We start from the raw sequence: 25,348 nt of genomic DNA, 5'->3' as shown, positions 1-25,348 counted from the left end.
TGGCAATCGGCTGCTCATGGTCGCGTCGCGATGTTCCCCTGGGCGGTGAGAGTGGACCCTTCTGCCTTGCGGCGTCAACGGCGCCATTTCCCGCTTCTTATGCGGCCCATTACGGCACTTGCGACGTTGTTATGCAAGTGTATAAATATTGCGAAAAGCTGGCTTCGGCGATTTTTCTCAAGACGCGAAGGTGGACATGGCAGTCGCTGCGCGGAGAAAATTCCGCCGCGAAGGCGAGGAGCGCCGGCGGCAGGACCTGATCGAGGCGACGCTGGATTGCGTCGCCGAAAACGGCCTGCAGGGTGCCACCGTCAGGGCGATTGCTCTGCGCGCCGGCGTCACCGCAGGCCTGATCAGGCACTATTTCCCGGGCAAGGAAGAGCTGCTGCAGGCAGCCTATGCGACGATCATGGGACGCATGACCGAACTCGCCAAGACAGCGCTTGCGATCGTCGAGGAGGAACCGAGGCTGAGGCTCGCCGCCTTCGTCGGTGCCAGCCTGGTGCCGCCGGTCATCGACGCCAGGACATTCTCTTTGTGGGCGAGCTTCATCGGCCGGGCCGGCTCCGACCCGGCATTGGGCGTGGCGCACAGGGCCGGTTATCTCGGCTTCCGTGACGAGGTCGAGGCGCTGGTGGCCAAGGTGCTGGCCGATGTCGGCCGGCAGGCGAGCGAAGGCGAATTGCGCCGTCACGCCATCGCCATCAATGCGATCATCGATGGTTTGTGGGTGGAGGGTTGTCTCGCCGGCGACATGTTTGCCAGCGGCGAACTGGCGGAGATCGGCATCGGCTCGGTCGAGGCGATGCTGGGATTGAGCTTGCGACAGGGAGACGTGGCATGACGACGATCGGCGAAGCGCTCATCGGGCTTCTGGAGGCACATGGCGTCGACACGGTGTTCGGCATTCCCGGTGTGCACACGATCGAACTCTATCGCGGGCTGGCGCGCTCAAGCATTCGCCACGTCACGCCGCGCCACGAACAGGGCGCCGGTTTCATGGCCGACGGTTATGCCCGTGCTTCGGGCCGCCCGGGCGTCGCCTTCGTCATCACCGGCCCGGGCCTGACCAACACCATCACCGCCATGGCCCAGGCACGCGCCGATTCTGTGCCCATGCTGGTCATCTCTGGCGTCAACGCGCTTGGCTCGCTCGGCAAGGGGTTAGGCTTCCTGCATGAGCTGCCCGACCAGCGCGGCATGATGGAGAAGGTGGCGCTGTCGTCGCGGCGGGTGACCGAGGCGGCCGAACTGCCCGGTGCGGTTGGCAAGGCCTTCGAGATCTTCGAGACGCGGCGCCCGGGGCCGGTGCATATCGAGATTCCGCTCGATGTCATGGCCTTGCCGGCGGACGGTTTGCGGCCGTTGCCGAAGCGTGGCGCCGCGCATGTTCCGGGCGAACGCGTCATCGCCGAGGCCAGGCTGCTGATCAGTGCCGCGAAACGGCCGCTGATCCTTGCCGGCGGCGGGGCGCGGCGGGCCGGAGCCGAACTTGCGGCCCTGGCGGCAAGGCTCGATGCGCCTGTTGTGACCACGGCCAATGGACGCGGGCTGATGCACGGGCACGAGCTCAACGTGCCGGCAAGCCCGAGCCTCAAGGCTGTGCGCGCTCTGATGGCCGACGCCGATCTTGTGATCGCCGTCGGCACCGAATTCGGCCCGACCGACTACGACATGTATGGCGATGGCGGCTTCGTGATGCCGGAGAAGCTGATCCGCATCGACATAGACGAGATGCAGCTGGGACGGCGCCCGGCACCGGTTTCGATCCAGGCCGATGCGGCGGCGGCACTGGCGAGGCTGGGGGACGATGTCGGCGACGCGCGCAAGGCCGATGGTGCGGCGCGCGCCAGGGCAGCGCGGGAAAGCGCCTGGACGGAGATCGGTCCGGCGATGCAGGCGCAGGTCAAGGCCGTTGAAGTGATCCGCGACGCCTTGCCGGGCGCGATGATCGTCGGCGATTCCACCCAGCCGGTCTATGCCGCCAATCTCTATTACGACCATGACCTGCCGGGCGGTTGGTTCAACGCCGCGACGGGCTATGGCGCACTCGGCTTCGGGCCGCCGGCGGCGATCGGCGCAGCCCTTGCCGTCCCCGATGCGCCAGTCGTCTGTCTCAGCGGCGATGGCGGATTCCAGTTCACTCTGCCGGAGCTGGGTGCTGCCCTCGATGCGGCAGCACCCGTCATCTTCGTCGTCTGGAACAACCGCGGTTATCGCGAGATCGAGACCTCGATGCTCTACGCTGGGGTCGAACCCGTTGGCGTGTCGCCGGTGCCGCCGGATTTCGTGCTGATCGCGCAGGCCTATGGGCTTGAGGCGGAGCGATTGCAGAGTGTCGACCTGCTGGGTGTGGCGCTCAAGAAGGCCCGCTCGACGGGAAAACCCTGTCTGATAGAAGTCACCGTAGAATAGGCTGCGTCGCGGCCCACTACGGGAGTTGATCATGACCAAGAATTTCGAAGGCCGGCATGTGGTGGTTACCGGCGCGACCGGTGCGCTGGGGGCAGCGGTTGCCAGGCACCTGCTGGCCGAGGGCGCCATCTGCCACTTGCCGATCAGCCGGGCCAAGGCGCCTGACGGGTTCGAGTTTGCCGGTCATGATCGCGTCCATGTCGCCACCAGCGTCGACTTGACCGACGCCAAAGCCGTGGATGCTTTCTACGACGCCATTCCGGGCCTGTGGGCTTCGCTCCATTCCGCCGGTGGCTTCGACATGGCCTCCATCGACAAGGTCGATCCGGTCCAGTTCGACCAGATGATGAACATCAACGCCAAGACCGCCTTCCTGTGCTGCCGCGCGGCGGCACGCGCAATGATTGCGGGCCAGGCTGGCGGGCGCATCGTCAACGTCACGGCGCGTGCCGGCATCGAGCCGCGCAAGGGCGGCGGCATGGCCGCCTATGCGGCGAGCAAGGCTGCGGTCGCAGCGCTGACTGCGGCACTCGCCGAGGAGTTGAAGGGCGCCGACATCCTGGTCAACGCGGTGGCGCCGTCGACGCTCGACACCAAGGCCAATCGCGAGGCCATGCCCAAGGCGGATTTCGCCAAATGGGTCAGCCTCGAAGCGGCAGCTGTTGCGATCGCGCAGCTGGCATCGCCGGCCAATCAGGTCACCAGCGGCACGGTGGCGGAGATCTACGGCCGCGCGTAGGCACAATCGCCTGCGACGAAGTCAGGCCGCGAGCAGAATGCCGGCCGCGCCTACTGTGTCAGCAGGCCGCCATTGGGCACGCCGAGCAGTTTGGCCGGCAGGTAGATGACCAGCGAGGCAGCGCCCTTGATGACCTGGCCGCCGTCGGCCAGGATCGTCTCGGCCGGCGCGCCCTCGCCTCTGTCGGTGACGTCGTTCATCAGTCCGCCCGAGGTGGTCAGTGCCATCAGCGTCGGCGAGCTGGCGAAGACGCCATGGCTGCCGCCGTCGAGATTGGAGGTGTCGAGCACGGTTATGTTCTCGGACTGGAGGGCTGCGACGTCGGCGCCGCTGCCGACGCGTGGATGGCCGCCAGTCAGCCCGCCCGACAGGTTGAGCGCCTTGTCGCGCTTCGAAACCAGGATCATGAACGGGTCGGGCAGGTCGTCAATATCGCGCAGCTGGCTCTGGAAGACGTCGATGTCGATATCGGGTGCCGCAAGCACCAGGCCGTTGATGCGGTTGCTGTATTTGCCGCGGCCGCTCAGCGACAGGCTGCGCAGCGCCTCCATCACCACATAGCTGCCCATCGAGTGGCCGACGAGCACGATGCGCTTGGCCTTGGTGCGGGCGGCGATCTCGATGGTGTCGGCAAGGCCGTCGCGGCTGTATGCGGCGCTGTCGCGGTCGTAGACATAGAGCGGCAGCGACCCGGCCGACGGCCAGGCGTAATGCAACGCCACCGCCTTGACCTTGTAGTCGTGGACGATCTGGGCGTTGCGGAAGATGCTGTCGGCGAAGTTGTTGTTGTAGCCGTGCACGAAGATGAAGATCTCGCGCTCGGCCTCGGGACGTCGCATCAGGTCGGCGTCGAGGGCGGCGACGAACTGCGCCTTGTCGTCATAGGGCTGGAAGGTGCGGGCGATGAAATTGCGTTCCGGGCTCGGCGTGCGGCTCGTGCTTTCGACCTCGCCGGCGACATGGGTCCCTGGGATGCCGATCTCGAACTTTGCGAAGTTGAGCTGCTTGGCGCGTTCCGCCGAATAGGGCAACGACAGGTCGTTCGAGCGGGCGCGCATGGTCGAGACATAGATCTGGACGACGGAAGCGGATTCGCCCTGCTTGCCGTCATTGAGCCCAAGCACGGCCCGGCCGCCGCAGCCTGAGAGGACCAGCAACACGAAAAAGACGGTCAGAAAACGCAAACTGGGCATGGGCAGGCTCTGAACGCGGGCAGCAAGTCTGCGATTAATGCGCAGCAATTGCCTGTCGCGGCAACCTTGGACAAGCCGATCATGCCCGGCCGGGAAGCATTCGGATGAGCCGTGAAGCATTCCGGCATCACTTCGGGCCGGCGACGACAATCAGACAAAGAAAAACCCCGCCGGATCGCTCCGGCGGGGTCATTAGTTCACGACAATGAGCTGTTGGCTCAGTTGTTGCGGTTCTTCAGGGCTGCGCCGAGGATGTCGCCGAGCGAAGCGCCGGAGTCGGTCGAGCCGTACTGAGCGACTGCTTCCTTCTCTTCGGCGATTTCCAGCGCCTTGATCGAGACCTGCAGCTTGCGGGTCTTCTTGTCGAAAGCGATGACGCGGGCGTCAACCTTCTGGCCGACGACGAAGCGCTCGGGGCGCTGCTCGTCACGGTCGCGCGACAGGTCGGCGCGCTTGATGAAGGTCTCGATGCCGCTCTCGACGAGACGGACTTCGAGGCCACCATCCTTGATCGCGATCACTTCGCAGGTGACGACGGCGTTCTTGCGCAGTTCGCCAGAGGTCGAAGCTTCACCGACGGCGTCCTTGCCGAGCTGCTTGATGCCGAGCGAGATGCGCTCCTTCTCGATGTCGACGTCGAGAACCTGAGCCTTGACCATGTCGCCACGGTTGTACTCTTCGATGACCTGCTCGCCCGGACGGTTCCAGTCGAGGTCGGACAGGTGCACCATGCCGTCGACGTCGCCGTCGAGACCGATGAACAGGCCGAATTCGGTCTTGTTCTTGACTTCGCCTTCGACTTCGGTGCCGACCGGGTGGTTACGGGCGAAAGCTTCCCACGGATTCTCGAGCGTCTGCTTGAGGCCGAGCGAGATGCGGCGCTTGGCCGGATCCACTTCGAGCACGACCACGTCGACCTGCTGGGTGGTCGACAGGATCTTGCCGGGGTGCACGTTCTTCTTGGTCCACGACATTTCCGAAACGTGGATGAGGCCTTCGATGCCCGGCTCGAGCTCGACGAACGCACCGTAGTCGGTGATGTTCGTGACGGTGCCGGTGATCTTCTTGCCGATCGGGAACTTGGTGCCGATGTCCGACCACGGATCCGACTCGAGCTGCTTCATGCCGAGCGAGATGCGGTGGGTTTCCTGGTTGATGCGGATGATCTGCACCTTGACGGTCTGACCGATGTTGAGGATTTCGGTCGGATGGTTGACGCGGCGCCAGGCCATGTCGGTGACGTGCAGCAGGCCGTCGATGCCGCCGAGGTCAACGAACGCACCGTAGTCGGTGATGTTCTTGACCACGCCCTCGACAACCTGACCCTCTTCGAGGTTCTGGACGATCTCGGAGCGCTGCTCTGCACGGCTCTCTTCGAGAACGGTGCGGCGCGACACGACGATGTTGCCACGACGGCGATCCATCTTGAGGATCTCGAAGGGCTGCGGGTTGTGCATGAGCGGGGTGACGTCGCGGATCGGACGGATGTCGACCTGCGAACGCGGCAGGAAGGCAACGGCGCCGTCCAGATCGACGGTGAAGCCGCCCTTGACCTGGTTGAAGATGACGCCTTCGACGCGCTCACCCTTGGTGAACTTCTCTTCGAGCTTGACCCAGCTCTCTTCGCGGCGAGCCTTGTCGCGCGACAGCATGGCTTCGCCGAGCGCGTTTTCGATGCGCTCGACATAAACCTCGACGGTGTCGCCGACCTTCAGCTGGCCGTCCTTGGCCTTGGCGCCGAATTCCTTCAGCGGCACACGACCTTCGACCTTCAGGCCGACGTCGATGATGGCCATGTCTTTTTCGATGGCCGTGACGATACCCTTGACGACCTGGCCTTCGCCCGAATGACCGTCCGAGAAGGACTCTTCGAGCAGGCTCGCGAAATCGTCGCGGGAGGGATTAGCTTGTGACATTGGATCTCCTGGTGCGTCCCGGCTTGCGGGAGCGGCGCCGTGGGTTAGCGTTGCGTTGGCCTGCCAGCATCCCGGGCCAAAGGCCCTTGGCCGCCTGAAGCGGCAAATCGGCGCAAGAAGAATGCGGACAGGTCGGTTAAGTGGCGAAATCCGAGGATTTCAACCCGTTCTCAGCTGCCGAGGACCCGATCAACGATATCCCTGGCTGCGGAAAACGCGGCTTCTATATCCATTTCCGACGTATCGAGCAAGTGCGCGTCGTCGGCGGGACGCAATGGCGAGTCGGCGCGGCCGGTGTCGCGCTCGTCGCGGCGGACGATATCGGCGAGGATCCCGCTGAAATCGGCGCTGCCGCCATTGGCCTCTATCTCGGCCAGCCGGCGCTGGGCGCGAACCTCGGCGCTGGCCGTGACATAGAGCTTCACGTCGGCGTCGGGGCAGACCACAGTGCCGATGTCGCGGCCGTCGAGCACGGCACCTTGCGGTGCGCGCGCGAAGTCACGCTGCTTGTCGACCAGGATCTTGCGCACCTCGGGGATAATGGCGACCTTCGATGCCGCCTCGCCGACCGCATGCGCCGACAGCACCTTTCGGTCGAGATGGCCGAGATCGACGAGCTTCGCCGCCTCGATGGCATGCGCCACGTCGTCGAGCGGCCAGCCCTTTTCGATCAGCATGTGGGCGACGGCGCGATAGGTCAGCCCGGTGTCGAGCAGCGCCAGGTGGTAGTAGTCGGCGAGCCGGCGGGCGAGCGTGCCCTTGCCGGCGCCAGCCGGGCCGTCGATGGCGATGGTGATCGAAGCAGGCATGTCCTGGCGAGATCCTTGGTCAGACGCCGCGCATCAGGCCGCCATCGACCTTCAGGCTCTGCCCGGTGATGTAGGCAGCGCCCTCCGAGGCGAGGAAAGCGATTGTCGCGGCGATCTCCTGGGAGGTGCCGTAGCGCTGCATCGGCACGCCGTCGCGGCGCTCGTCGGTCTGCGGCAGGCTGTCGATCCAGCCCGGCAGCACGTTGTTCATGCGGACATTGTGCGGGGCATACTGGTCGGCGAAGAGCTTGGTGTAGGCTGCAAGACCGGCGCGTGCCACGGCCGACGTCGGGAACATCGCCGCCGGTTCGCCGACCCAGGCGGTCGAGATGTTGACGATGGCGCCGCCCTTCTGGGCAACCATGATCGGCGCCACCAGCCGCGTCGCGCGCACGACGTTCATGAAATAGACGTCGATGCCGGTGTGCCACTGCTCGTCGGTGATCTCCAGCAGCGGTGCGCGCGGCCCATGGCCGGCACCGTTGACCAGGGCGTCGATGCGGCCCCACTTTTCCATCGTCAGGTCGACGAAACGCTTGAGGTCGTCGTTCGACTGGTTGGACCCGGTGAAGCCGAGCCCACCGAGCTCCTTGGCCAGCGCCTCGCCCTTGCCCGACGAGGACAGGACGGCGACGGAATAGCCGTCTGCTGCCAGCTTGCGCGCTGCCGCCGCCCCCATGCCGCTGCCGCCGCCAACGATCATTGCTACCTTGCTGGTCATGGTTTTCCGTCCTTCAGCCCATATTACGTAGCGCTTCGGCGTCGCCGAAGCCAATCTCTTGCATGAAGATAAAGAAGTGGCCCGAAGATAACCAAGCCCAATATGACGGGCAGTGGATGCATCGGGCGCAATTTTCCAAGTGTAAAGCCCCCCAAGCTCATCGCGAGGGACGTTGCACAGGCCAGCACAAGCAACGCCAGATAGATCAGCGCGCCGCGCCTGTGGCGATGGCCAAGCTTGTCGAGCAAGTCCGAATGCGCCGCTGCCAAGGAGGGGAACAAAAACTCTCGCGAACTTGGGCGTGCCTGCGCAAGAACCTGCCGCCTCAGTCGGCTGCAATATGAGCCAAACGCGAGATTGATGCCGACATATGCCACCGCTGCAACCGTCGGTACGATTGGGGCCAAGGCATCGTTCAGCCAAGCAACGATTGTGACTGCGGCTGGCAGTATCGTTACTATGGCGACCGCCCATTCAGACTTCCTGAGAGATATCAGGCGCGCAAGCTGTTCCTCGGTCACAGCATAGGTCTGAGACCAACGGTTTTCTCGATACTGTAGCGAGCCGTCAGCAAGTCTTCGCCAGTGTGGGCCGCTCTCAGGCTGCGGCATCGATCTCCGCCCCGAGATCGGCCATCAGGCCCATGAATTCCGGGAAACTTGTGGCGATCATCGCCTGGTCGTCGACGGTAACAGGCTTTTCGGAGGCCAGGCCCATGATCAGGAAGCTCATGGCGATGCGATGGTCGAGATGAGTCTTCACAGTGCCGCCGCCGAGGCCCTTGCCGCCGGGCACGCCGCGGACGGATAGCGTGGTCTCGCCTTCGGTACAGTCGGCGCCATTGACTTCCAGGCCGCGGGCAACCGCCGCGAGGCGGTCGGATTCCTTGACGCGCAGCTCTTCCAGCCCCTGCATCAGCGTCTCGCCCTCGGCGAAGCAGGCCGCGACGGCGAGGACCGGGTACTCGTCGATCATCGACGGCGCGCGTTCGGCAGGCACCTTGACGCCCTTGAGCTCCGAGCCGCGCACGCGCAAATCGGCGACGTCTTCGCCGCCGGCATTGCGGCGATTGAGAATTTCAATCAAACCGCCCATTTCGATCAGCGTGGTGATCAGGCCGGTGCGGGTCGGGTTCATCAGCACGTTTTCGATGGTGACGTCGGAGCCCGGCACGATCAGCGCCGCCACCAGCGGGAAGCCGGCCGAGGACGGGTCGCCGGGAACGGCGATGACCTGGCCGGTCAGCTTGCCCTGGCCCTCGATGAAGATGTGGCGCACGCCCTGCTCGTCGGTCTGCACTTCTATGTTGGCGCCAAAGCCCTTGAGCATCTTTTCGGTGTGGTCGCGCGTCATGACGGGTTCGATGACGGTGGTGATGCCGGGCGTGTTGAGGCCGGCAAGCAGCACGGCCGACTTGACCTGCGCCGAGGCCATCGGCACGCGGTAGCTGATCGGCGCTGCCTGGCGCGGGCCGCGCAGCGTCAGTGGCATGCGGTCGCCGGGGGCGGCATTCAGCACCTGCACGCCCATCTGGCGCAGCGGATCGAGCACGCGGCCCATCGGTCGGCCCGACAGCGAGGCGTCGCCGATGAAGGTGGTTTCCATGTCATAGGTGCCGACGAGGCCCATGGTCAGGCGCGAGCCGGTGCCGGCATTGCCGAAGTCGAGCGGCGCCTCGGCCTGCAGGAGCGCGCCGTTGCCGGTGCCCTTGATGACCCATTCGTCGCCATGCTTCTCGATATGGGCGCCCATCGCCTTCATCGCGTCGCCGGTGCGCATCACGTCCTCGCCCTCGAGCAGGCCGGTGATGCGGGTTTCGCCGGAAGCCAGGCCGCCAAACATGAAGGAGCGGTGCGAAATCGACTTGTCGCCAGGAACGCGGGCGGTTCCAGACAGGGATTTCGACTTCCGGGCGACGGCCGGCTGCGGCACAGCTTGATGCGACATGGTGGTTCCTCGTGCGGGACGCCCCGCGAAACCGGGCTTTCCCTATGATTGCGGCGGTGTCGTAGCATCGATTGCCGCAACGGTCATCCCCCATCGCCCCTGCCGGGGGATTTGGCTTTGACAGCGCCCCAAACTGCGGCTAAGGGGTCCAAAAAGCGACAAGACGAGGCCTGACGTGGCAAAACCCGAACTTGGCACCAAACGTGTCGACCCGGAGACGGGACGTAAATTCTACGATCTGAACAAGGACCCGATCGTCTCGCCCTATACCGGCAAGGCCTATCCGCGTTCCTATTTCGATGACGGCAAGATCGCCGCCATCATGGAAGAGGAAGAGGAAGCCGACGCCAAGGAGCTCGACGGCGAGGATGAAGGCGCAGAGGTCGTGTCCCTGGAGGACGCCGACGACGAGGCCAAGGGCGGCGATGACCTGCCGGATCTCGAGGATGACGACGATGTCGACCTGGGCGATGACGATGACGACACCTTCCTCGCCGATGAGGAAGAGGAAGACGACGACGTCTCCGACATGATCGGCGTCGGCGACGACGACGACGACGTCTAAGCCGGCTTTTCGGGAAACCGAAAAAAAGGTATCGATCAAGGCTTGCCAATGGTCGAATGCGGCGCTAGAAGCCGCCCAACAACACCGGCGCGGATGACAAGTTCGCGCCGACCTTCGCCGGAAACGGCGCCCGGCCAAGGCCGGTGTGGGGCCATAGCTCAGCTGGGAGAGCGCCTGCATGGCATGCAGGAGGTCAGCGGTTCGATCCCGCTTGGCTCCACCAAATTTCTTCACCAAATCAGCACGTTAGAGACGGTGGCCAGCAGGCCGCCATGTTGTCCTGACCAAGCAGTTTTCCTTCGTCACATCACGAGTTAGGCCGCATCCGCTCGCATTGTCGGCGCAGCCATTTCATCCGGATTGAGCGTGCCGGCCAGTTGGGTAGCGCGTCCGCCGTGCCTGGACCGCAGTCGGCCATCCGGGCGCCGTCGAGCGCGACCAGCGCCCGATTCGCTGCCTTAGGCGCGGTGCTCAACGCCGGGACGGAAACACCTGCTCCGCCGTCGGTCGGCCAAAACCGTCACTCATCAAATGGATGAGTAGAGATCCTGGCGTTCGGCCGCCGGTGACGCTGACCATCTGTCCAGTCGAATCGATGACCGTGCCGGCATGCGCCAGCGTGGTGAGTGCAGCGAGCAGCAGGCACAGCAGGGCCGCGCGAGCAATGGCGCGCGACCGGAGCAAGGTCTGCGCGTCTGCCAGGAAGCTGAAGGGCTCTACACGGTCCATGTCGTCGGTCCTGTCCGGAGGCTGCGGCAACGATTTAACTTGACTATCATATTCAAGTTTAAATATTCAAGCCCATGACGCGAACAGTACCCGTCGAGCCAGCTCGGTGCGGCCCCGCACATTCAGCCAGCAATTTGCCAGGTGGACGACCTGGGGATGGAAGCGACACGAACCGGAAGCGAACTGACATGACCGACCTTCAATCCCGCGCCGAATTGCAGCTGCAACTTTCGCCCGATCAACTGGAGAAGATCCGCGATCGGCTGGAGAGCTTTGACGCGAGCGCAAGCGCAGAGGGCGATGCCGTCAATTTCCGCTTCCTCTTTGGCGAAGCCTCGTTGGTGATGCCCAAGGGCGCGCTGATCATGCGGGCCAGGTCATCGCATCCCGACGGCCTGGCCCGGCTCAAGGATTTGATGGCGACGTCGGTGGAGTTCTACGCCAGAGAGAGCCAGCCGCAGATCGTGTGGCAGGGCGACCTATCGGGCCAAGGCGAGCTGGAGCAGTTTCGCCTGGCGACCGTCGTCAACGTGATCGACCTGACGCCGCATATGAAGCGCATCCGGCTCAAGGCGCCCAATCTCGAACGCTTCGCCTCGTTTGGCGGTCTGCACATCCGCATGCTGTTTCCGACGGCCAGTGTGCCGAATCCGGTCTGGCCGGTGCGCGGCAACAACGGCCTTGTGTCTTGGCCCGACGAAAACAGGCGCCCACCATCGCGGGTCTACACCATCCGCCGGCTGGAAGTGGCCGGCGGGCATTTCGACGTCGATTTCCTGATCCACGAAGGCGAGAGCGTCGGTTCCAACTGGGCATCGGCAGCGCGCGAGGGTGACAAGGTCGGCATTTTGGGGCCGGTCGGACGTCCGCTCAGGCCGGCCGACTGGTTTGTCATGGGTGCCGACGAAACCGGCCTGCCGGCGGTCGGGCGGATGCTGGAGAGCCTGCCGGCAACGACGCGCGGCATCGCCTTCATCGAAGTCGCTGACGAGGGCGAACGCCAGCAGATCGACAATCTGACCGCGGTCGAGGTGAAGTGGCTGTACCGCAACGGTGTAGCAGGCGGCGAGAGCACCGCCCTCGCCGATGCGGTCATGTCGGTTGCCTGGCCGGAGCAGGTAACAGGCTTCGGTTGGTTTGCGGCGGAAGCCGCAGCGGCAAAACGGGTGCGCGACCACTGGCGCAGCGATCTGTCGCTGGGCCGAGACCAGACGATCGCCTCGGCCTACTGGACGCGAGGCGACGCCGGCTGATCCCCGGGGATCATTCCATGTGAAAGCGCATCGCGCTGACGCGGCCGTCCGCCTGCCGGTCGACGGTCCAGTGCATGTGATAGCGCCCGGTCGGCAGGCGGTAGCGCCGCCGGCCGGTGCCGTCGTCGTCGATGAGTTCGAGCGGCGCCGGGCCGAGGTCGGATTCGCTCTCGACGAGGACCTGTTCGAACCACCGATCGCTCCAGAGCTGCCAGGCTTCGGCGGTGAAGGCGTCGCGTGGTGCTGTGCGTGCGGCGATAGCCCTGATCAGACAGTCATCCGCCTTTGTGCGATCGGGCGCGCCATCGGCAAAAGGTTCGTATGACGCCACGCTAGGGTCGACAATGCCGGCGATTTGCTGGGCGATGCGCGCGACCTGGGCGTCGTCGATGTTGGCCAGCACTGCGACCGACAGCTTCTGCGCGGGAAAACGGGCCAGCTCGGCGCGGAAGCCGTACCATGTGCCGCCATGCCGGATCTTGCGCTGCCCGCGGATCTCGGAGTTCTGCCAGCCGAGCGCATAGCCATTGATCGCCGGGCGACCATCGTTCATCTGCGCCGGCTCGAACATCTCGGCAACGATGTCGGGGCGGAAGACCTGCGGCCGGTCGAGCTCGATGAACCAATGGGCGATGTCGCGCGGCGAGAAAAACAACCCGCCGTCGCCGGTGCGCAGCAATGTCGGCGCCGTCCAGCAGCGGTTGCGCAGCTCACCATTGTCGCGGCTGTAGCCTTGCGCGCGGTTCGGTACGATATCGGTCCAGCTGGCGTCGCGGGCGCTGGCCATGCCTGCAGGTCCAAACAGCTGCTCGCGAAGCAGCGCGTAATAGGGCTTGCCGCTGACGCGGGCGACGATCAGCGACGCCAGGATGTAGCTGGTGTTCGAATAGCGGTAGTTTTCGCTCGGCGCGAAGGCCAACGGCGACAGGCTGGCCAGCGCCAGCAGTTGCGCATCGCTGTGGTCCTGCCAGAGGTTGAGCGGAACCACGTCGTTTTCAATCGGCGCCGGGGCGAAGGCATCGCTGAAATTGCCGAGACCGCTCATCATCGTCAGCAGCTGGCGGATGGTCATCGTTGCCCAGCTCTCCGGCGTCTCGATCAGGTAGCGCCTGACCGGATCGTCGAGCTTGAGACGCCCCTGCTGCACCAGAAGCATCACGGCGGCAGCAGTGAACATCTTGCCGGTCGAGCCCGAATGGAAGATGCTGTCTGATGATGCGGGCACGTTGTGCTCGACATCGGCAAGGCCGTAGCCGCCGAGATGCAGGATCTCGCCGTCGCGGACGATGGCCACGCCAAGGCCGGGGATCTTGCTGTACTCCATCTCGTATTTCAGATGGCATTCCAACGTGGCTGCGAGGTCGGCAGCGGGCTTTTCCAGTGTGTCCATTGCAGGGCCTTTCATTTTTCGGGCAGGCAGCGCGGTGATGCGGCGCTGCAGCGCCGCTTCATGGTCCGATGCCGTCTTTCGGTTCAGGTTACGTCTGGCCGTCAGTCGGCGGGTTTGACGTCGACGAGCGAATAGGGCGCCCGGAACGGCTGGGGTACCGAAAGCCTCGTCTTGTTGAAAACCATCGTCTGGGCCGGTTCGTGGACCGGTACACCGACGAAATTGGCCAGCAGCTGGCCGTGGAAGTTCCGGAAGTTGACGACGCGCTCATCCCACGACTTCGAGCCATACATGGCGAGTTCGCGCAGCTTCTCCGACGTCGGGTCGTTCCACATCGACAGGTTCCAGGAATCCAGGCGCTTGGCGCTAAAAAACCAGTCGAGGATGTCGGCGTTGGTCCAGGAATAGGGCGCGAGCACCAGCTCGCGCTCGGGCTTGAGGAACTGGTTGCGGTAGGTGCCGGCGTCGAACACGGTGATCTCGGCTTTCACGCCGACGGCCTTGAGCTGTGCCTGGATGATCTCAGCCGTGCGCTTGTATTCGGTGTCGGCCCGGGCCCAGAGCTTGACCGTGAGCGGCTTGCCGTCCTTGGCGCGAACGCCATCGTCACCGCGCAGCCAGCCAGCCTCGTCGAGCAGGCTGGCCGCCTTGGCAGGGTCATGCCTGATCTGCAGTGCCGGATCGACATTTGCCTCGCCCAGTGCGGCGACCAGGAACTGGTGCGCCTCCTTGCCGACCCCGCCATAGACGCTCTTCAGGATCGAGGCCTGGTCGATGGCAAGTGCTGTCGCCTGGCGCACGCGGATGTCGGTGAAGGGGGCTGCCTGGGTGTTGATGGTGACGAGGGTCACGCCATAGCCGGGAAGCTCCCTCAGATCGATGTCTGCCTCGCCCTTCAGCTGCGGCAGGAAGTCGGTCGGCACGTCGAGCAGCATGTCGACGCCGCCGGTCTTGAGTTCGAGGAAGGCGGTCGAAGCGTCGGGGATTTCGCGCGCGGTCAGGCGCTTGATGTACGGCGCGCCCTTGTTTTCCGTCAGCGCGCTGCCCCATCTGTAGTCCTCATTGGCGACGAGCACGGTTTCCTGGCCGACGACGAAGCTCTCGAGCTTGTAGGGGCCGGTGCCGACGGCCTCGGTCACGCCGTAGTCCTGGCCGCCCGCCTCATAGGCCTTCGGGCTCGGGACGCCCATGTTCGTCATGGCGAGGTTGAAGATCAGGTTCGGCTCGGGACGCTTCAGGACGAAGCGCACTGTGTGGTCGGCGACGACCTCGACGCTCTCGATGGCATCGACCATGTATTCGTTTTCGGTGCCTTTGAACTTGGGGATCCACCAGGCGATGGTCTGGGCGTTGAACGGCTCGCCGTCGGTGAAGGTCACGTCTTTGCGCAATTCGAAGGTCCAGCTCATACCGTCGGGACTGACCTCCCAGGAGCTGGCGAGATGCGGATGATAGGACTGGTCGGCAGCCTGCTCGACGAGGCGGTCGTAGATCAGCCCGGCGGCCATGTTGAGGGTGACGGCGCGGATCGGATCATAGCTGGCGGCGCCCGACTCCTGACGCCCGATCACGATCACCGCCTCGGTTTCCGCCAATGCGTGCGCGGGCGAAAACAGCCCGACAGCGATGCCAAGCGAAATAGCGGATGCAGAAAATAGGAACCAGCGACGGTTCATGAACCCCTCCCAAGGTTGCGTTGTGGATCGTGTGGCGGTGTCGGTGCTACGTCTTGCGGCCGGCATGGCCGACGAAATCGCCATAGAGACCTGACATCCGGTCGAGCCGTTGCTCGACCTCCGGCCCGAGCTCGCCAATGATGCCATTGACCATCAGGTGGACGAGCGTCAGCATCGGCCCGTTGGTGTCCCAGAACAGGTTGATCTCCGAAGGTACTGCAAAGATTTCTGTGGTGCAGTCATGCGCCCAGTCGCAGAACAGGTCGGTGACGAGTGTCGCCGGCATGCCGGCGTCGCGGGACCTTTGCGCCAGGAGTGCAGCCTGGCGGGAATAGCGGCGCGCGTCGAACATGACGAGCGCCGAGGCTTTCGGGTCGGCGAGCAGCACCTCGGAAAAAATGCCCGAGGAATGGTCGACGAGATGCACGCCGTCCCTGACATACTGAAGCAGGTGGGCCATTGTCGCGGCGATGCCGCGCTCGCTTTGGAAACCGGCGATGAAGACGTTGTTCACTGTCGCAAGGCGCTTGACCACGGCGGACCATTGCGGCGTCCGAGCCAGCTCATAGACCCGAACGGTGGCGGCGAGTTCGAGCTCGAGGCTCCTTGCCAGGTCGCCGCCACCTTCGCGGGTGCTCGCTTGGAACTCGCGCAGCCGGTCGCCGATCAGCCACGGGCTGTCGGAGACATCGACCTTGAGGTCGGCCTTGAGGTCCTTGAAGTGCTGGTAGCCGATCGAGCGGCAGAAACGCCCGACCGTCAGTTCGCTGACGCCGACCTTTTCGGCGACGGTCATCGCGGTTTCGAACGGCAGTTCGCTGAGATTGGCCAACATGTAGGTGGCGATGGCGCGGCTCGCCCCCGCGCCGTTCTGCAGGCTGTCCGTCAATCGCTGGCGTACCGTTCCGCTCATCTGTTCTCCTCCTGCAAATGAGATTGTCAGTTTTCTGAAATCGAATCAATAGTGTTATTTTTCTGACATTGCAGGATATACGGAAGCGTCGCCGATGCGCTGCACCGCCGGCAGTAGCGCTGGGGATCGGCGAGCGCATGAGAACGGCGCCGGTGGGGCATTCGTCGGGCAACGGTGATGCCGAGCGGCTGGAAGAGGTGGTCAGTGTCGGCGTGTTGCGCGGCAATTGCCTAGCGGCATTTCCGCTTTCTGACAGAGTCGATGGCGGCCTGCTCCTGCCGCAGGCCGTCGATCCTGGCCGTCTGCCTGTCCTGGATGGCAGTGATGGCCTTGGTGCCACCCGGCGCCCATGCCGGAACGTTCCACTGGCCGACGGTGCCGCGGCTGATCGCGGTGCGCGAAATGCTTGATGCCGTGGTGCCCATGACGACATCGAGTTCAGCACAGGCCATGGCGTCGTATTTCAGCGGATCGACTGGTCCGACCGAGCCTGGCCCGGATACGCAGCCGGCCGTGGCGGCCAGGGCGAGGAACAGTGCGGTCCTCGCTGAAGCAAGAGCAATTGCCTTCATCGGACAAGCCTAACAAGTCCGCGCCGCAATGGGAACCGGGCGGCGTCCGGAGCGCGAGCAGCGTGAGATGCCTGTACCGAGCGCGCTCTGTTCAGGTCTGGCAGCTGCGGGCGTTGACCGGCAGCGTCAGCGCTTCGCCCTCATCGCGGCGGAGGACAAAACTGTCGAAATTGGCGATGGTGGCGCAGGAGTGATTGGGGAACACCCTGACGCGGCTGCCGAGCGGCAGGGTGCGACCTCCCGCGGGTACGAAGCCGTGCTCCTCCGACATGCGCTCGAGCGTCCACACGCCGGCGCCGCTGCCGGCCTCGGCGCCGATGACGATGCCGAAGCCGTTGCCGCCCATGCCATGGGCGCCACGGTCGGAGCTCATCGTCTTGGAGCCGGCATCAATGATGAAATGTGTGTCGTTGGCGGCAACGACACGAGCCACCACCGAAAGCGCCAGATCGTCGGCACTGCAGATGCCGAGGCGGAGGGCGGTGCCATCGAGGAAGACGTAGTTGCCAGGGCGGATGCAGTCGACAGCCTGCAGCGGCGCGCCGAGGCAGGTCGGCGTCGCCCCGACCGACAGGCAGGGTACATCGATGCTCAGGCCCTTCAGCACGGCGGCGAGGCCGGTTAGTGCTGCCGCCTCGTTGCGGGCAACCGCGGCGAGGTTTTCGGGATCGGTAGCGGCATAGGAATGGCCGGCATGCGACAGCAGGCCGGCGAAATGCAGGCCGGGTGCTGCGGCGATCTTTTGGCAGACGGCGATCGCCGCGGGATCGTTCGGCTTGAGGCCAACGCGACCGAGACCGACATCGACCTTGAGGAAGACGCCGATGTCGACGCCGTGGCGCACGGCAGCGGTGGAGAGCGCGTCGACGCCCATTTCGCTGGCGGCAATCGTGCGCAGTTCGGTGCCGTGCGCCTTCACCGCCGGCAGCAGGCGGTCGAGCGACCCGGCATTGACGATCGGATAGGCGACGATGATGGAGGGGATGCCGGCCTCGACGAAGACCAGTGCCTCGCTTGGCTTGGAGGCGGTGATGCCACGGGCGCCAAGCGCCAGCTGCCGCTTCGCCAGGTCGATGCTCTTGTGCGTCTTGACGTGCGGGAACATGACGAGCCCTGCAGCATCGGCGCGGGCCTGCATCGCCTGCATGTTGCGGGCCAAGCGCGTCTCGTCGACCTCGACATAGGGTGTCGGCCGTTCCGCCGCTGCCGGGCGCCTAAGGCCCTCAATCTTCAGCTGCGCCTGGGATGCGGCAATGTCGGGGCTTGTGTTGGCGGACGCAGGGGCGGCCGCCAACGACATGTTCGAAGGGGTCATGTTGGGAATGCTCTGATTTGAAATAGGGAATTCTTGATAAGGCAGTCGTCAGCCCGCGGCCACCTGTCTTACGTAGTGGGTGGGTGAGATCTGGTGCATCGGCAGCTCTACGGGCACGAAGTCGGGCGCGCGCATGGCGCTCGGGATTTCGTCCGACATTGGCACTCGTCCTTCCGGACGGCGCGTCGGATCGGCGATCGGCACCGTCGACAAAAGCTTGCGCGTGTAGGGATGCTGTGGGTTGCCGAAGATCGAGCGACGGTCGCCGATCTCGACGATCTCGCCGAGATACATCACTGCGACCCGGTGGGCGATGCGCTCGACCACGGCCATGTCGTGGCTGATGAACAAAAGCGCGATCTGCATGTCGCGCTGCAAGTCCATCAAAAGGTTGATGACCTGTGCCTGGATGGTGACGTCGAGCGAGGCGACGGCCTCGTCGGCAACGATCAGGCGCGGGTTGAGAGCAAGGGCGCGGGCTATGCAGATGCGTTGGCGCTGGCCGCCTGAAAAGGCGTGCGGGTAACGTTCCAGCAGCTCCGGCGCGAGCTCGACCTTGGCCATCAGCTCGGCGGCACGGGCGCGCATGGTCTCGAGCGAGCCGAGCTTGTGCACCCGCATCGGATCGATCAGCGACTGCTCGATGGTCATGCGCGGATTGAGCGAGGAGAACGGGTCCTGGAAGACCATCTGGGCCTGGCGCCGAAACGTCGCCACGACTTGCCTTGGCCCGCCGACAAGTTCGACGCCGTCGAAGCGGATCGAGCCGGAGCGTGGCTTGTCGAGCTGCATGATCGAGCGCGCGACGGTGGACTTGCCGCAGCCCGACTCGCCGACCAGCGCCAGTGTCTCGCCGGGGAAGATGTCGAAGGAGACGTTTTCAACGGCATGGACGCGGCCGGAGACATGGCCAAACAGGCCGGTCTTGAGGTCGAAGCGGGTGACCAGGTTGCGCACTTCGACCAGCGGCCGGCCAACCTCTTTCATTGGGGAGGATGCGTTCATTTGCCTGCCTCGGCGAGCTGGCGCTCCGGTTCGAACACCAAGAGCGGGAACTTTTCGGGCGCGTCCTTGTCGGCCATGCTGCCGAGGCGCGGCACTGCCGAGATCAGCGCGCGCGTATAGGCGTGCCTGGGCTTGGCAAAGACGTCGTAGACGGTTCCCGTCTCGACGATCTCTCCCTTCAGCATGACGCAGACCCGGTCGGCGACCTCGGCGACGACGCCCATGTCATGGGTGATGAACAATACCGACATGCCGATCTCCTGCTGCAAGGCGCGAACAAGATCGAGGATCTGCGCCTGGATGGTCACGTCGAGCGCCGTTGTCGGCTCGTCGAGGATCATCAGCGACGGCCGGCACGCGAGCGCGATGGCGATCATCACGCGCTGGCGCATGCCGCCGGAGAGCTGGTGCGGATACTGGTCGAGGCGGCGTTCGGCATCGGGTACGCGCACCAGCTTGAGCGTGTTGAGCGCGATCTGGCGCGCCTGCTCCGGTGTCTTGCCCTGATGGTGGACGACGGCCTCGGCGATCTGGTCGCCGACGGTGAAGACCGGGTTCAGGCTCGACATCGGATCCTGGAAGACGATCGAAATTTCGGCGCCCCTGAGTGCCTCGACGCGCTTTTCGGAGAGCTTGGCGAGGTCGGCGACCTTGCCGTCCTTGAGGCGCATCAGCACCCGTCCGCCGGTGATGGCGGCGCCATCATATTCGGTCAGCCGCATGATCGTCATTGCCGTCACCGACTTGCCCGAGCCGGACTCGCCGACCAGCGCCACCGTCTCGCCGCGCGAGATGGTGAAGGAGATGCCGCGCACGGCGCGGAACGGTGCGCGGGAGCGGACAGCGAAGGAGACTTCGAGATCCTCAACCGACAGGATGACATCCTCGGGCAGTTCGGGTGGGGCGGACTTGGCAGGGATCATCGGCGCATGGACCCGGTTTCAACGACGAGATGTCGTGTCGGGGCATCGAACGCAACGGCGCCGCGTCCTGTCAATAGGCGGGCAGGGGGTAGTGGCCCGCCTTGGAGCCGTCATGTCTGGCCGGTGACGCGACGCGCCGGCGCAAAAGCCAGTGAAATCAAGGCGCCGCAATTGGGTTGGCTAAAACTATGCGCATCACGCATCGTATCGCCTGTCTTCGCATAGCAAGCCTGACCAGCCATTCGGGGCATCCCGATCGGTCAGGCGGCGTCCAGCGTGGCATCGAGACTGCTTCGGTACTGGGGCAGTTCGGCGCATTCCTTGAGATGCTGCCAAAGGGCGTCGCCGTCATGGCTGCCCGCGCCGGCGCGCCGGAAAATGCGGATCTCCATTTCCAGCGCCATCTGCTGGCCGCCGATCTGGACGAGCTGGCCCTGCTTCATCGCTTCGGCGACGCAGATCTGCGGCAGCCAGGCGACGCCGCGCCCGGCGACCGCCATGTGCTTAAGGCCGTCGGCAAGCGCCGACTGGTAGACGGTGCTGAGATTGAGCGGGCGGCGCCAGCGCGACTGTACCAGCGTCGCCAGCTTGCCGATGTAGCCGTCGCTCCAGGAGTAGGCGAGGTAAGGAATCTCGGTGCTTTCGGGCACGTCGATGTCGAACAGGGCGCGGCCGTTTTCGTCGGTACCCGAGACCAGAACAAGCCTGTCCTTGCCGATCTGCAACGATTCAAAAGGTCCGCCTTCAAGAACGGGCGGGCCGTCGGGATGAACATAGGTGATGCAGAAGTCGCACTGCCCCGAGCACAGATGGTCGACGCTTTCGAGAAAATCGGCCGCGTGCATGCTGGTGCGCAGCGGCATGCGCGAAATCAGCGGCGAGCTGATCCACTTCGGAAAAAAGTACATCGCCAGCGTGTGCAGCGAGGTGAAGGTCAGCATTGCCGAGCTTTCGCCGGCGACATTGCGGCAGTCGGTGCGCAACCGGTAGGCCTCGCGCACCAGCCGCTGGCAGCCGGGCAGGAACATGTTGCCCGCTCGGGTCAGCTGCACCGGATAGGTGCTGCGGTCGATGAGGTCGGCGCCGATCCAGCTTTCCAGCGATTTGATGCGACGGCTGAAGGCCGGCTGCGAAATGTTGCGCGCAGTGGCGGCGGTCGAGAAATTGCGTGTCGCGGCTATTTCCAGGAAATCTTCAAGCCATTGCAGTTCCATGCCGGCCCTCATGCGTGTTTTGCATAGTCCATCCTATCTACACATTGGACAGACCGGCAAGCGCTCTTCTAGCCTTTCCGTAACGAGAAGAAGAAAACTTCCTCCGCCATCAGAAGGGAACGATGATGAAACTAGCCTTAGCGTTGGCTATGGGCATGGGGCTTGCCGTCACGGCTGCACCTGCCATGGCCGAGACAAAGAACCCCGGCACATTCGTCTTCATGTGGACCGACGACATCCAGTCGTTCGACCCGGCCTACATCGCCAACACGCCGAGCTCCTATGGCGCGCTGAACATCTACAGCCGCCTGCTGAACTTCAACGGTTCGAAAATCTCGGAGTTCGTGCCGTCGCTGTCGACGGAGGTGCCGTCGCTGGAAAACGGCCTGATCAAGCAGGGCGACGACGGTTCGGTGAGCTACACCTTCCCGATCCGCAAGGGCGTCGTCGCTCACAAGGTCGGCGTCAAGGGCGCCGACGGCAAGATCACCTGGGAGTATTACGACAAGTTGAGCGAAGCCCAGAAGGCCGCGATCGAGCCGGGCTACGGCCAGATAACGCCCGATGACGTGCGCTATTCGCTGCTGCGCGCCATCCTGCAGGGCCAGTCCTGGATGTCGAACGCGATTACCGAGGTGATCACGGCGGGCAAATACACCGACATCGCCAAGTGGGTGGAGACGGAAGGCAAGGTCAAGACCTTCGCCGAGGCCAGTCCCGAGACACTTCGCGCGGTCTATGACCAGCTTTCATCACAGATCGTCGTCGACGGCGACAACGTCACGCTCAAGCTGCCGAAGTCGTTCCCGGCGACGCTCGGCGTCATCGCGCTGCCCTTCGGCACCTCGATCCTCGACAAGGAATGGGTCGCCTCGGTCGGCGGCTGGGATGGCTCGGGCGATAACTGGAAGGCGCATTATCGCCCTGAGCTCGGCGCCAATCCTTTGTTTGCCGAAGAAAATGGCACCGGGCCGTTCATGCTCGAGGAGTGGGACCGCACCGACCGCCGCATCACGCTGAAGCGCTTCGACAACTACTTCCAGGGCCCGGCCAAGCTGGAGCGCGTGGTCATGCGCACCGTGCCGGAATGGACGACGCGGCGCCTGCAGCTCTTGTCGGGCGATGCTGATTTCGTCGCGGCTCCCGTCGAGTTCATCGACGAGCTCAGCAAGACCGAAGGCGTCAAGGTCATTGACGGCTTGCAGAAGGTGTTCTCGCGCGGCATCTTTTTCGCCTGGCCGCTCGACGACAACGACAACCCGGCGATCGGCAGCGGCAAGCTGGACGGTCAAGGCATCCCGCCTGACTTCTTCGCCGACATCGACGTACGCAAGGGCTTCAACTATGCCCAGAATTACGACGCGCTGATCAACCAGGTGCTGCTCGGCAAGACGGTGCAGTCGCGTGGGCCGACGGTCCGCGGCATCATGGGCTACCGCCCGGATTCACCCATCTACAGCTACGACCCTGCCAAGGCCGAGGAGCACTTCAAGAAGGCCTTTGGCGGCAAGCTGTGGGACGTCGGTTTCACCTTCACCGCCTATGTGACCGAGGGCAATCCGCAGCTGACGGCAGCCCTGTCGGCGCTGCAGATGGGGCTGTCGCGCATCAACCCGAAGTTCAAGATGCAGATCCAGGCCCTGCCCTGGGCGTCGGTCTCTGACAAGCTCAACAACCGGGAAAAGCCGGCGGCGCCGCTGACGGTGATGGGTTGGGGTCCCGACTATTCCGATCCGGGCGGCCCGCTCGGTGCGGCATCCTACTACCTCTCGCCCACCGGCCTCGTCGGCGGCATGGTCGGCCAGGGCTACCGCGACCTGATGGCGGAGAAGTTCAAGCCGCTGCTCGATGAGGCCTGGGCCTCGAACGACCCGGCCGTGCGTGAGCCGATCTACGCCAAGCTGCAGGACATGTCTTACGAATACGCCACCACGCAGTTCCTGTGGGAGGACTTCGGCTACGTCGTCACCCGTAGCAACATCGACGGCTATGTCGACAACATGATCCTCTACGGTGCCTGGGACTTCTACCCGGTGACCAAGGCCAACGACTGATTGGCGGCCAATACGCCGGGCGATCCCCTTCGCCCGGCGTATTGCTTGTTTTCCCCGAAACCGGAACCCGTGCACCCGTGCTGACCTACGCCCTCAGACGACTGATGATGCTGCCCATCGTCCTGTTCGCGCTGTCGTTGATGATCTTTGCGCTGCAGATGTCGCTATCGCCGACGCAGCGCCTGGCGGCCTATGCGCCGTCGCCCGACTACCTCAAGGGTGGCCAGGAAAGCATCCGCCGGATGATCGAGCAGTACGGGTTGAACGATCCCTTCTACATCCAGTATGGCCGCTGGATCGGTGGCGTGCTGACCGGCAATCTCGGCTGGTCGGAAACGGCCCGCCAGCCGGTGTCGACGGCGCTGATGTCGCTCTTTCCGGCAACTCTGGAACTGGTGGTGCTGGCGTTCATTCCGTGCCTACTGCTCGCGGTTTTCCTGGGTTCCCGCGCGGGCATCCACCTCAACCGCTGGCCCGACCACGTCATCCGCATCTTCACCATCCTGGGCTGGTCGTTTCCGGTCTATGTCTTCGGCCTGCTGATGCTTCTGGTGTTCTACTCGGCGCTCGACTGGTTCCCGCCCGGCCGGCTCAGCCAATGGGCGCAGACGACCGTCAGCTCCGGTGATTTCGTCCGCTACACCGGCGCCAACACCGTCGATTCGATCCTGAACGGCAACTGGGCGATCTTTGTCGATTCGCTGCGTCACTTGGCAGCCCCTGTCATCACACTGACCTATGTCAACGTCGCCTCGATGACGCGGGTGATGCGTACCTCGATGCTCGAGACGCTGCGCCAGGATTATGTCCGCACCGCCCGTGCCAAGGGCCTGCCGCGCCGCGTGGTCGAACTCAAGCACGCCCGGCGCAACGCGCTTTTGCCGGTGGCGACAATCGCCGGCATGGAGCTTGCCGTCATGATGGGCGGCGTCGTCATCACCGAGACCATCTTCGACTATGCCGGGCTCGGCCAGTTCGCCGCCAAGACCGCGGCCAATCTCGACTTCCCGGCGGTTCTCGGCTTCGGCCTCTATTTCGCGGTCGTCTTGGTGCTGATGAACCTGATCGTCGACCTGATCTATCCGCTGCTCGATCCGAGGGTGAAGACGCAATGAAGTTTCTTCGCTACCTCGCGCGCAATCCGGTGTCGCTGCTCGGCGTCGTGATCCTGCTGGCCTTCGTGCTGATTGCCATCTTTGCGCCGATGCTGGCGCCGCCGCAGAGCTTCCAGCTATCGCCCTACGACACGCCGCGCGCCGGCTTTCTGGCGACGCCGATGCCGCCGTCGCGTGATGCGTTGTTCGGCACCACGCAAGGCCAGTACGACATCTTCTACGGCGTCGTGTGGGGCACCCGCACCGCCTTCAAGATCGGCCTCGGCGTCGTTGCCATCTCGGTGCTGATCGGCACGGTGATCGGTGCTGTCGCCGCCTATTATGGCGGGCTGGTCGAAGAGGTGCTGATGCGCATCGTCGACGTGTTCATGGCTGTGCCGTTCCTGATCGCCGCAATGGTGCTGACCGCACTGCTCGGCAAGGGCATCTGGCCTATCACCATCGCGCTGACAACCTTCGGCTGGATGAGTTACGCCCGCATCGTGCGCAGCGAGATCCTGAGGATACGCGAGATGGACTACATCCATGCGGCACGCGCCTACGGCGCAAGCGACCTCCGGCTGATCGTGCTGCACATCCTGCCCAATGCCATGTTCCCGGTGCTGGTGCTGGCAACCATGGCCACCGGCTCGATGGTGCTGTCGGCGTCCGCCTTGAGCTTCCTCGGCGTCGGCACCGAAGAGGGTTATGCCGACTGGGGCCAGTTCATCGCCTATTCGCGCAACTGGATCGTCGGCCAGCCCGGCAACCCGTTTCAGTTCTGGTATACGCTGGCTTTCCCCGGTGCTGCCGTCTTCCTGTTCGTGCTGTCGTGGAACCTCGTCGGCGACGCGCTGCGCGACATGCTCGACCCACGCCATTCCCATTGAGACTTCCCATCTTTT

The 25,348-nt window shown here is 64.3% G+C and carries 20 protein-coding genes, 1 tRNA gene and 1 pseudogene; 9 read left to right on the top strand and 13 right to left on the bottom strand.

Features of this window, described 5'->3' with window-relative positions:
* Positions 1–196 precede the first annotated feature (196 nt).
* From SLT36_RS03095 to SLT36_RS03085, 3 genes are read left to right on the top strand one after another with little or no spacing between them, the layout of a single operon-like run.
* On the top strand, positions 197–844 hold the full coding sequence (locus SLT36_RS03095; RefSeq protein ID WP_432285778.1) for a TetR family transcriptional regulator C-terminal domain-containing protein: 648 nt from the start codon (positions 197–199) through the stop codon (positions 842–844).
* Complete coding sequence (locus SLT36_RS03090) at positions 841–2,415, top strand: 5-guanidino-2-oxopentanoate decarboxylase (protein ID WP_432285777.1); 1,575 nt, start codon at positions 841–843, stop codon at positions 2,413–2,415. The genes SLT36_RS03095 and SLT36_RS03090 overlap by 4 nt, the downstream gene beginning before the upstream one ends.
* Before the next feature lie 31 nt (positions 2,416–2,446).
* Positions 2,447–3,154, top strand: coding sequence for an SDR family NAD(P)-dependent oxidoreductase (locus tag SLT36_RS03085; protein ID WP_432285776.1), 708 nt, complete (start codon positions 2,447–2,449; stop codon positions 3,152–3,154).
* A 50-nt stretch (positions 3,155–3,204) separates the two neighbouring features.
* Here the strand turns inward: SLT36_RS03085 and SLT36_RS03080 are convergent, their stop codons facing one another.
* The 5 genes from SLT36_RS03080 to aroA all read right to left on the bottom strand — a co-directional run bounded on the left by SLT36_RS03080 (position 3,205) and on the right by aroA (position 9,740).
* Positions 3,205–4,347, bottom strand: coding sequence for an alpha/beta hydrolase (locus tag SLT36_RS03080; protein WP_432285774.1), 1,143 nt, complete (start codon positions 4,345–4,347; stop codon positions 3,205–3,207).
* 218 nt (positions 4,348–4,565) lie between these two features.
* Positions 4,566–6,263 carry a 30S ribosomal protein S1 gene (rpsA, locus tag SLT36_RS03075; RefSeq protein WP_432285773.1) on the bottom strand — a complete coding sequence of 566 codons (1,698 nt, stop codon included), beginning with the start codon at positions 6,261–6,263 and terminating at the stop codon, positions 4,566–4,568.
* Positions 6,264–6,433: 170 nt separating this feature from the next.
* On the bottom strand, positions 6,434–7,072 hold the full coding sequence (gene cmk, locus SLT36_RS03070; protein WP_432285772.1) for a (d)CMP kinase: 639 nt from the start codon (positions 7,070–7,072) through the stop codon (positions 6,434–6,436).
* A 19-nt stretch (positions 7,073–7,091) separates the two neighbouring features.
* Positions 7,092–7,793 carry an SDR family oxidoreductase gene (locus tag SLT36_RS03065; protein ID WP_432285771.1) on the bottom strand — a complete coding sequence of 234 codons (702 nt, stop codon included), beginning with the start codon at positions 7,791–7,793 and terminating at the stop codon, positions 7,092–7,094.
* A gap of 597 nt (positions 7,794–8,390) precedes the next feature.
* On the bottom strand, positions 8,391–9,740 hold the full coding sequence (aroA, locus tag SLT36_RS03060; RefSeq protein ID WP_432285769.1) for a 3-phosphoshikimate 1-carboxyvinyltransferase: 1,350 nt from the start codon (positions 9,738–9,740) through the stop codon (positions 8,391–8,393).
* 175 nt (positions 9,741–9,915) lie between these two features.
* On the opposite strand from aroA, the gene SLT36_RS03055 reads away from it, so the two are divergent.
* A complete protein-coding gene (locus tag SLT36_RS03055; protein WP_432285768.1) occupies positions 9,916–10,305 on the top strand; it encodes a TIGR02300 family protein in 390 nt (129 codons plus the stop codon).
* Positions 10,306–10,452: 147 nt separating this feature from the next.
* Positions 10,453–10,528, top strand: a tRNA-Ala gene (locus SLT36_RS03050).
* Between the two features lie 248 nt (positions 10,529–10,776).
* Here SLT36_RS03050 and SLT36_RS03045 read toward each other — a convergent pair.
* Positions 10,777–11,034, bottom strand: a complete 258-nt coding sequence (locus SLT36_RS03045) for a hypothetical protein (RefSeq protein ID WP_432285766.1) — start codon at positions 11,032–11,034, stop codon at positions 10,777–10,779.
* A 188-nt stretch (positions 11,035–11,222) separates the two neighbouring features.
* On the opposite strand from SLT36_RS03045, the gene SLT36_RS03040 reads away from it, so the two are divergent.
* The gene (locus SLT36_RS03040) at positions 11,223–12,287 is read left to right on the top strand and encodes an SIP domain-containing protein (protein ID WP_432285765.1); all 1,065 of its coding nucleotides are present in this window, start codon (positions 11,223–11,225) and stop codon (positions 12,285–12,287) included.
* A gap of 10 nt (positions 12,288–12,297) precedes the next feature.
* Here SLT36_RS03040 and SLT36_RS03035 read toward each other — a convergent pair whose 3' ends face one another.
* From SLT36_RS03035 to SLT36_RS03005, 7 genes and pseudogenes are all read right to left on the bottom strand, one after another.
* On the bottom strand, positions 12,298–13,677 hold the full coding sequence (locus SLT36_RS03035) for a serine hydrolase domain-containing protein (protein ID WP_432285764.1): 1,380 nt from the start codon (positions 13,675–13,677) through the stop codon (positions 12,298–12,300).
* A 101-nt stretch (positions 13,678–13,778) separates the two neighbouring features.
* On the bottom strand, positions 13,779–15,353 hold the full coding sequence (locus SLT36_RS03030; RefSeq protein WP_432285762.1) for an ABC transporter substrate-binding protein: 1,575 nt from the start codon (positions 15,351–15,353) through the stop codon (positions 13,779–13,781).
* Positions 15,354–15,399: 46 nt separating this feature from the next.
* Positions 15,400–16,266, bottom strand: coding sequence for a MurR/RpiR family transcriptional regulator (locus tag SLT36_RS03025; protein WP_432285760.1), 867 nt, complete (start codon positions 16,264–16,266; stop codon positions 15,400–15,402).
* A 230-nt stretch (positions 16,267–16,496) separates the two neighbouring features.
* Positions 16,497–16,838: a hypothetical protein gene (locus SLT36_RS03020; RefSeq protein ID WP_432285759.1), complete on the bottom strand. Its 342-nt coding sequence runs from the start codon at positions 16,836–16,838 to the stop codon at positions 16,497–16,499.
* Positions 16,839–16,929: 91 nt separating this feature from the next.
* Positions 16,930–18,153: an alanine racemase gene (locus SLT36_RS03015; RefSeq protein WP_432285758.1), complete on the bottom strand. Its 1,224-nt coding sequence runs from the start codon at positions 18,151–18,153 to the stop codon at positions 16,930–16,932.
* Between the two features lie 48 nt (positions 18,154–18,201).
* Positions 18,202–20,081, bottom strand: a pseudogene (locus SLT36_RS03010) (ABC transporter ATP-binding protein).
* Between the two features lie 260 nt (positions 20,082–20,341).
* Positions 20,342–21,295 carry a LysR family transcriptional regulator gene (locus SLT36_RS03005; RefSeq protein ID WP_067965860.1) on the bottom strand — a complete coding sequence of 318 codons (954 nt, stop codon included), beginning with the start codon at positions 21,293–21,295 and terminating at the stop codon, positions 20,342–20,344.
* A gap of 125 nt (positions 21,296–21,420) precedes the next feature.
* Between SLT36_RS03005 and SLT36_RS03000 the strand changes: the two genes are divergently transcribed.
* The 3 genes from SLT36_RS03000 to SLT36_RS02990 all read left to right on the top strand — a co-directional run bounded on the left by SLT36_RS03000 (position 21,421) and on the right by SLT36_RS02990 (position 25,333).
* On the top strand, positions 21,421–23,349 hold the full coding sequence (locus SLT36_RS03000; RefSeq protein WP_432285757.1) for an ABC transporter substrate-binding protein: 1,929 nt from the start codon (positions 21,421–21,423) through the stop codon (positions 23,347–23,349).
* Between the two features lie 77 nt (positions 23,350–23,426).
* A complete protein-coding gene (locus SLT36_RS02995) occupies positions 23,427–24,464 on the top strand; it encodes an ABC transporter permease (protein WP_246765150.1) in 1,038 nt (345 codons plus the stop codon).
* Positions 24,461–25,333, top strand: a complete 873-nt coding sequence (locus SLT36_RS02990; RefSeq protein ID WP_067955573.1) for an ABC transporter permease — start codon at positions 24,461–24,463, stop codon at positions 25,331–25,333. Before SLT36_RS02995 ends, SLT36_RS02990 begins: the two co-directional genes overlap by 4 nt.
* Positions 25,334–25,348 lie beyond the last annotated feature (15 nt).

The sequence above is a fragment of the Aminobacter sp. BA135 genome (assembly GCF_050859125.1).
Lineage (GTDB): Bacteria > Pseudomonadota > Alphaproteobacteria > Rhizobiales > Rhizobiaceae > Aminobacter > Aminobacter ciceronei.
The sequence above is the reverse complement of the archived record's forward strand: the minus strand, read 5'-3'. Positions and strand labels throughout refer to the sequence as shown.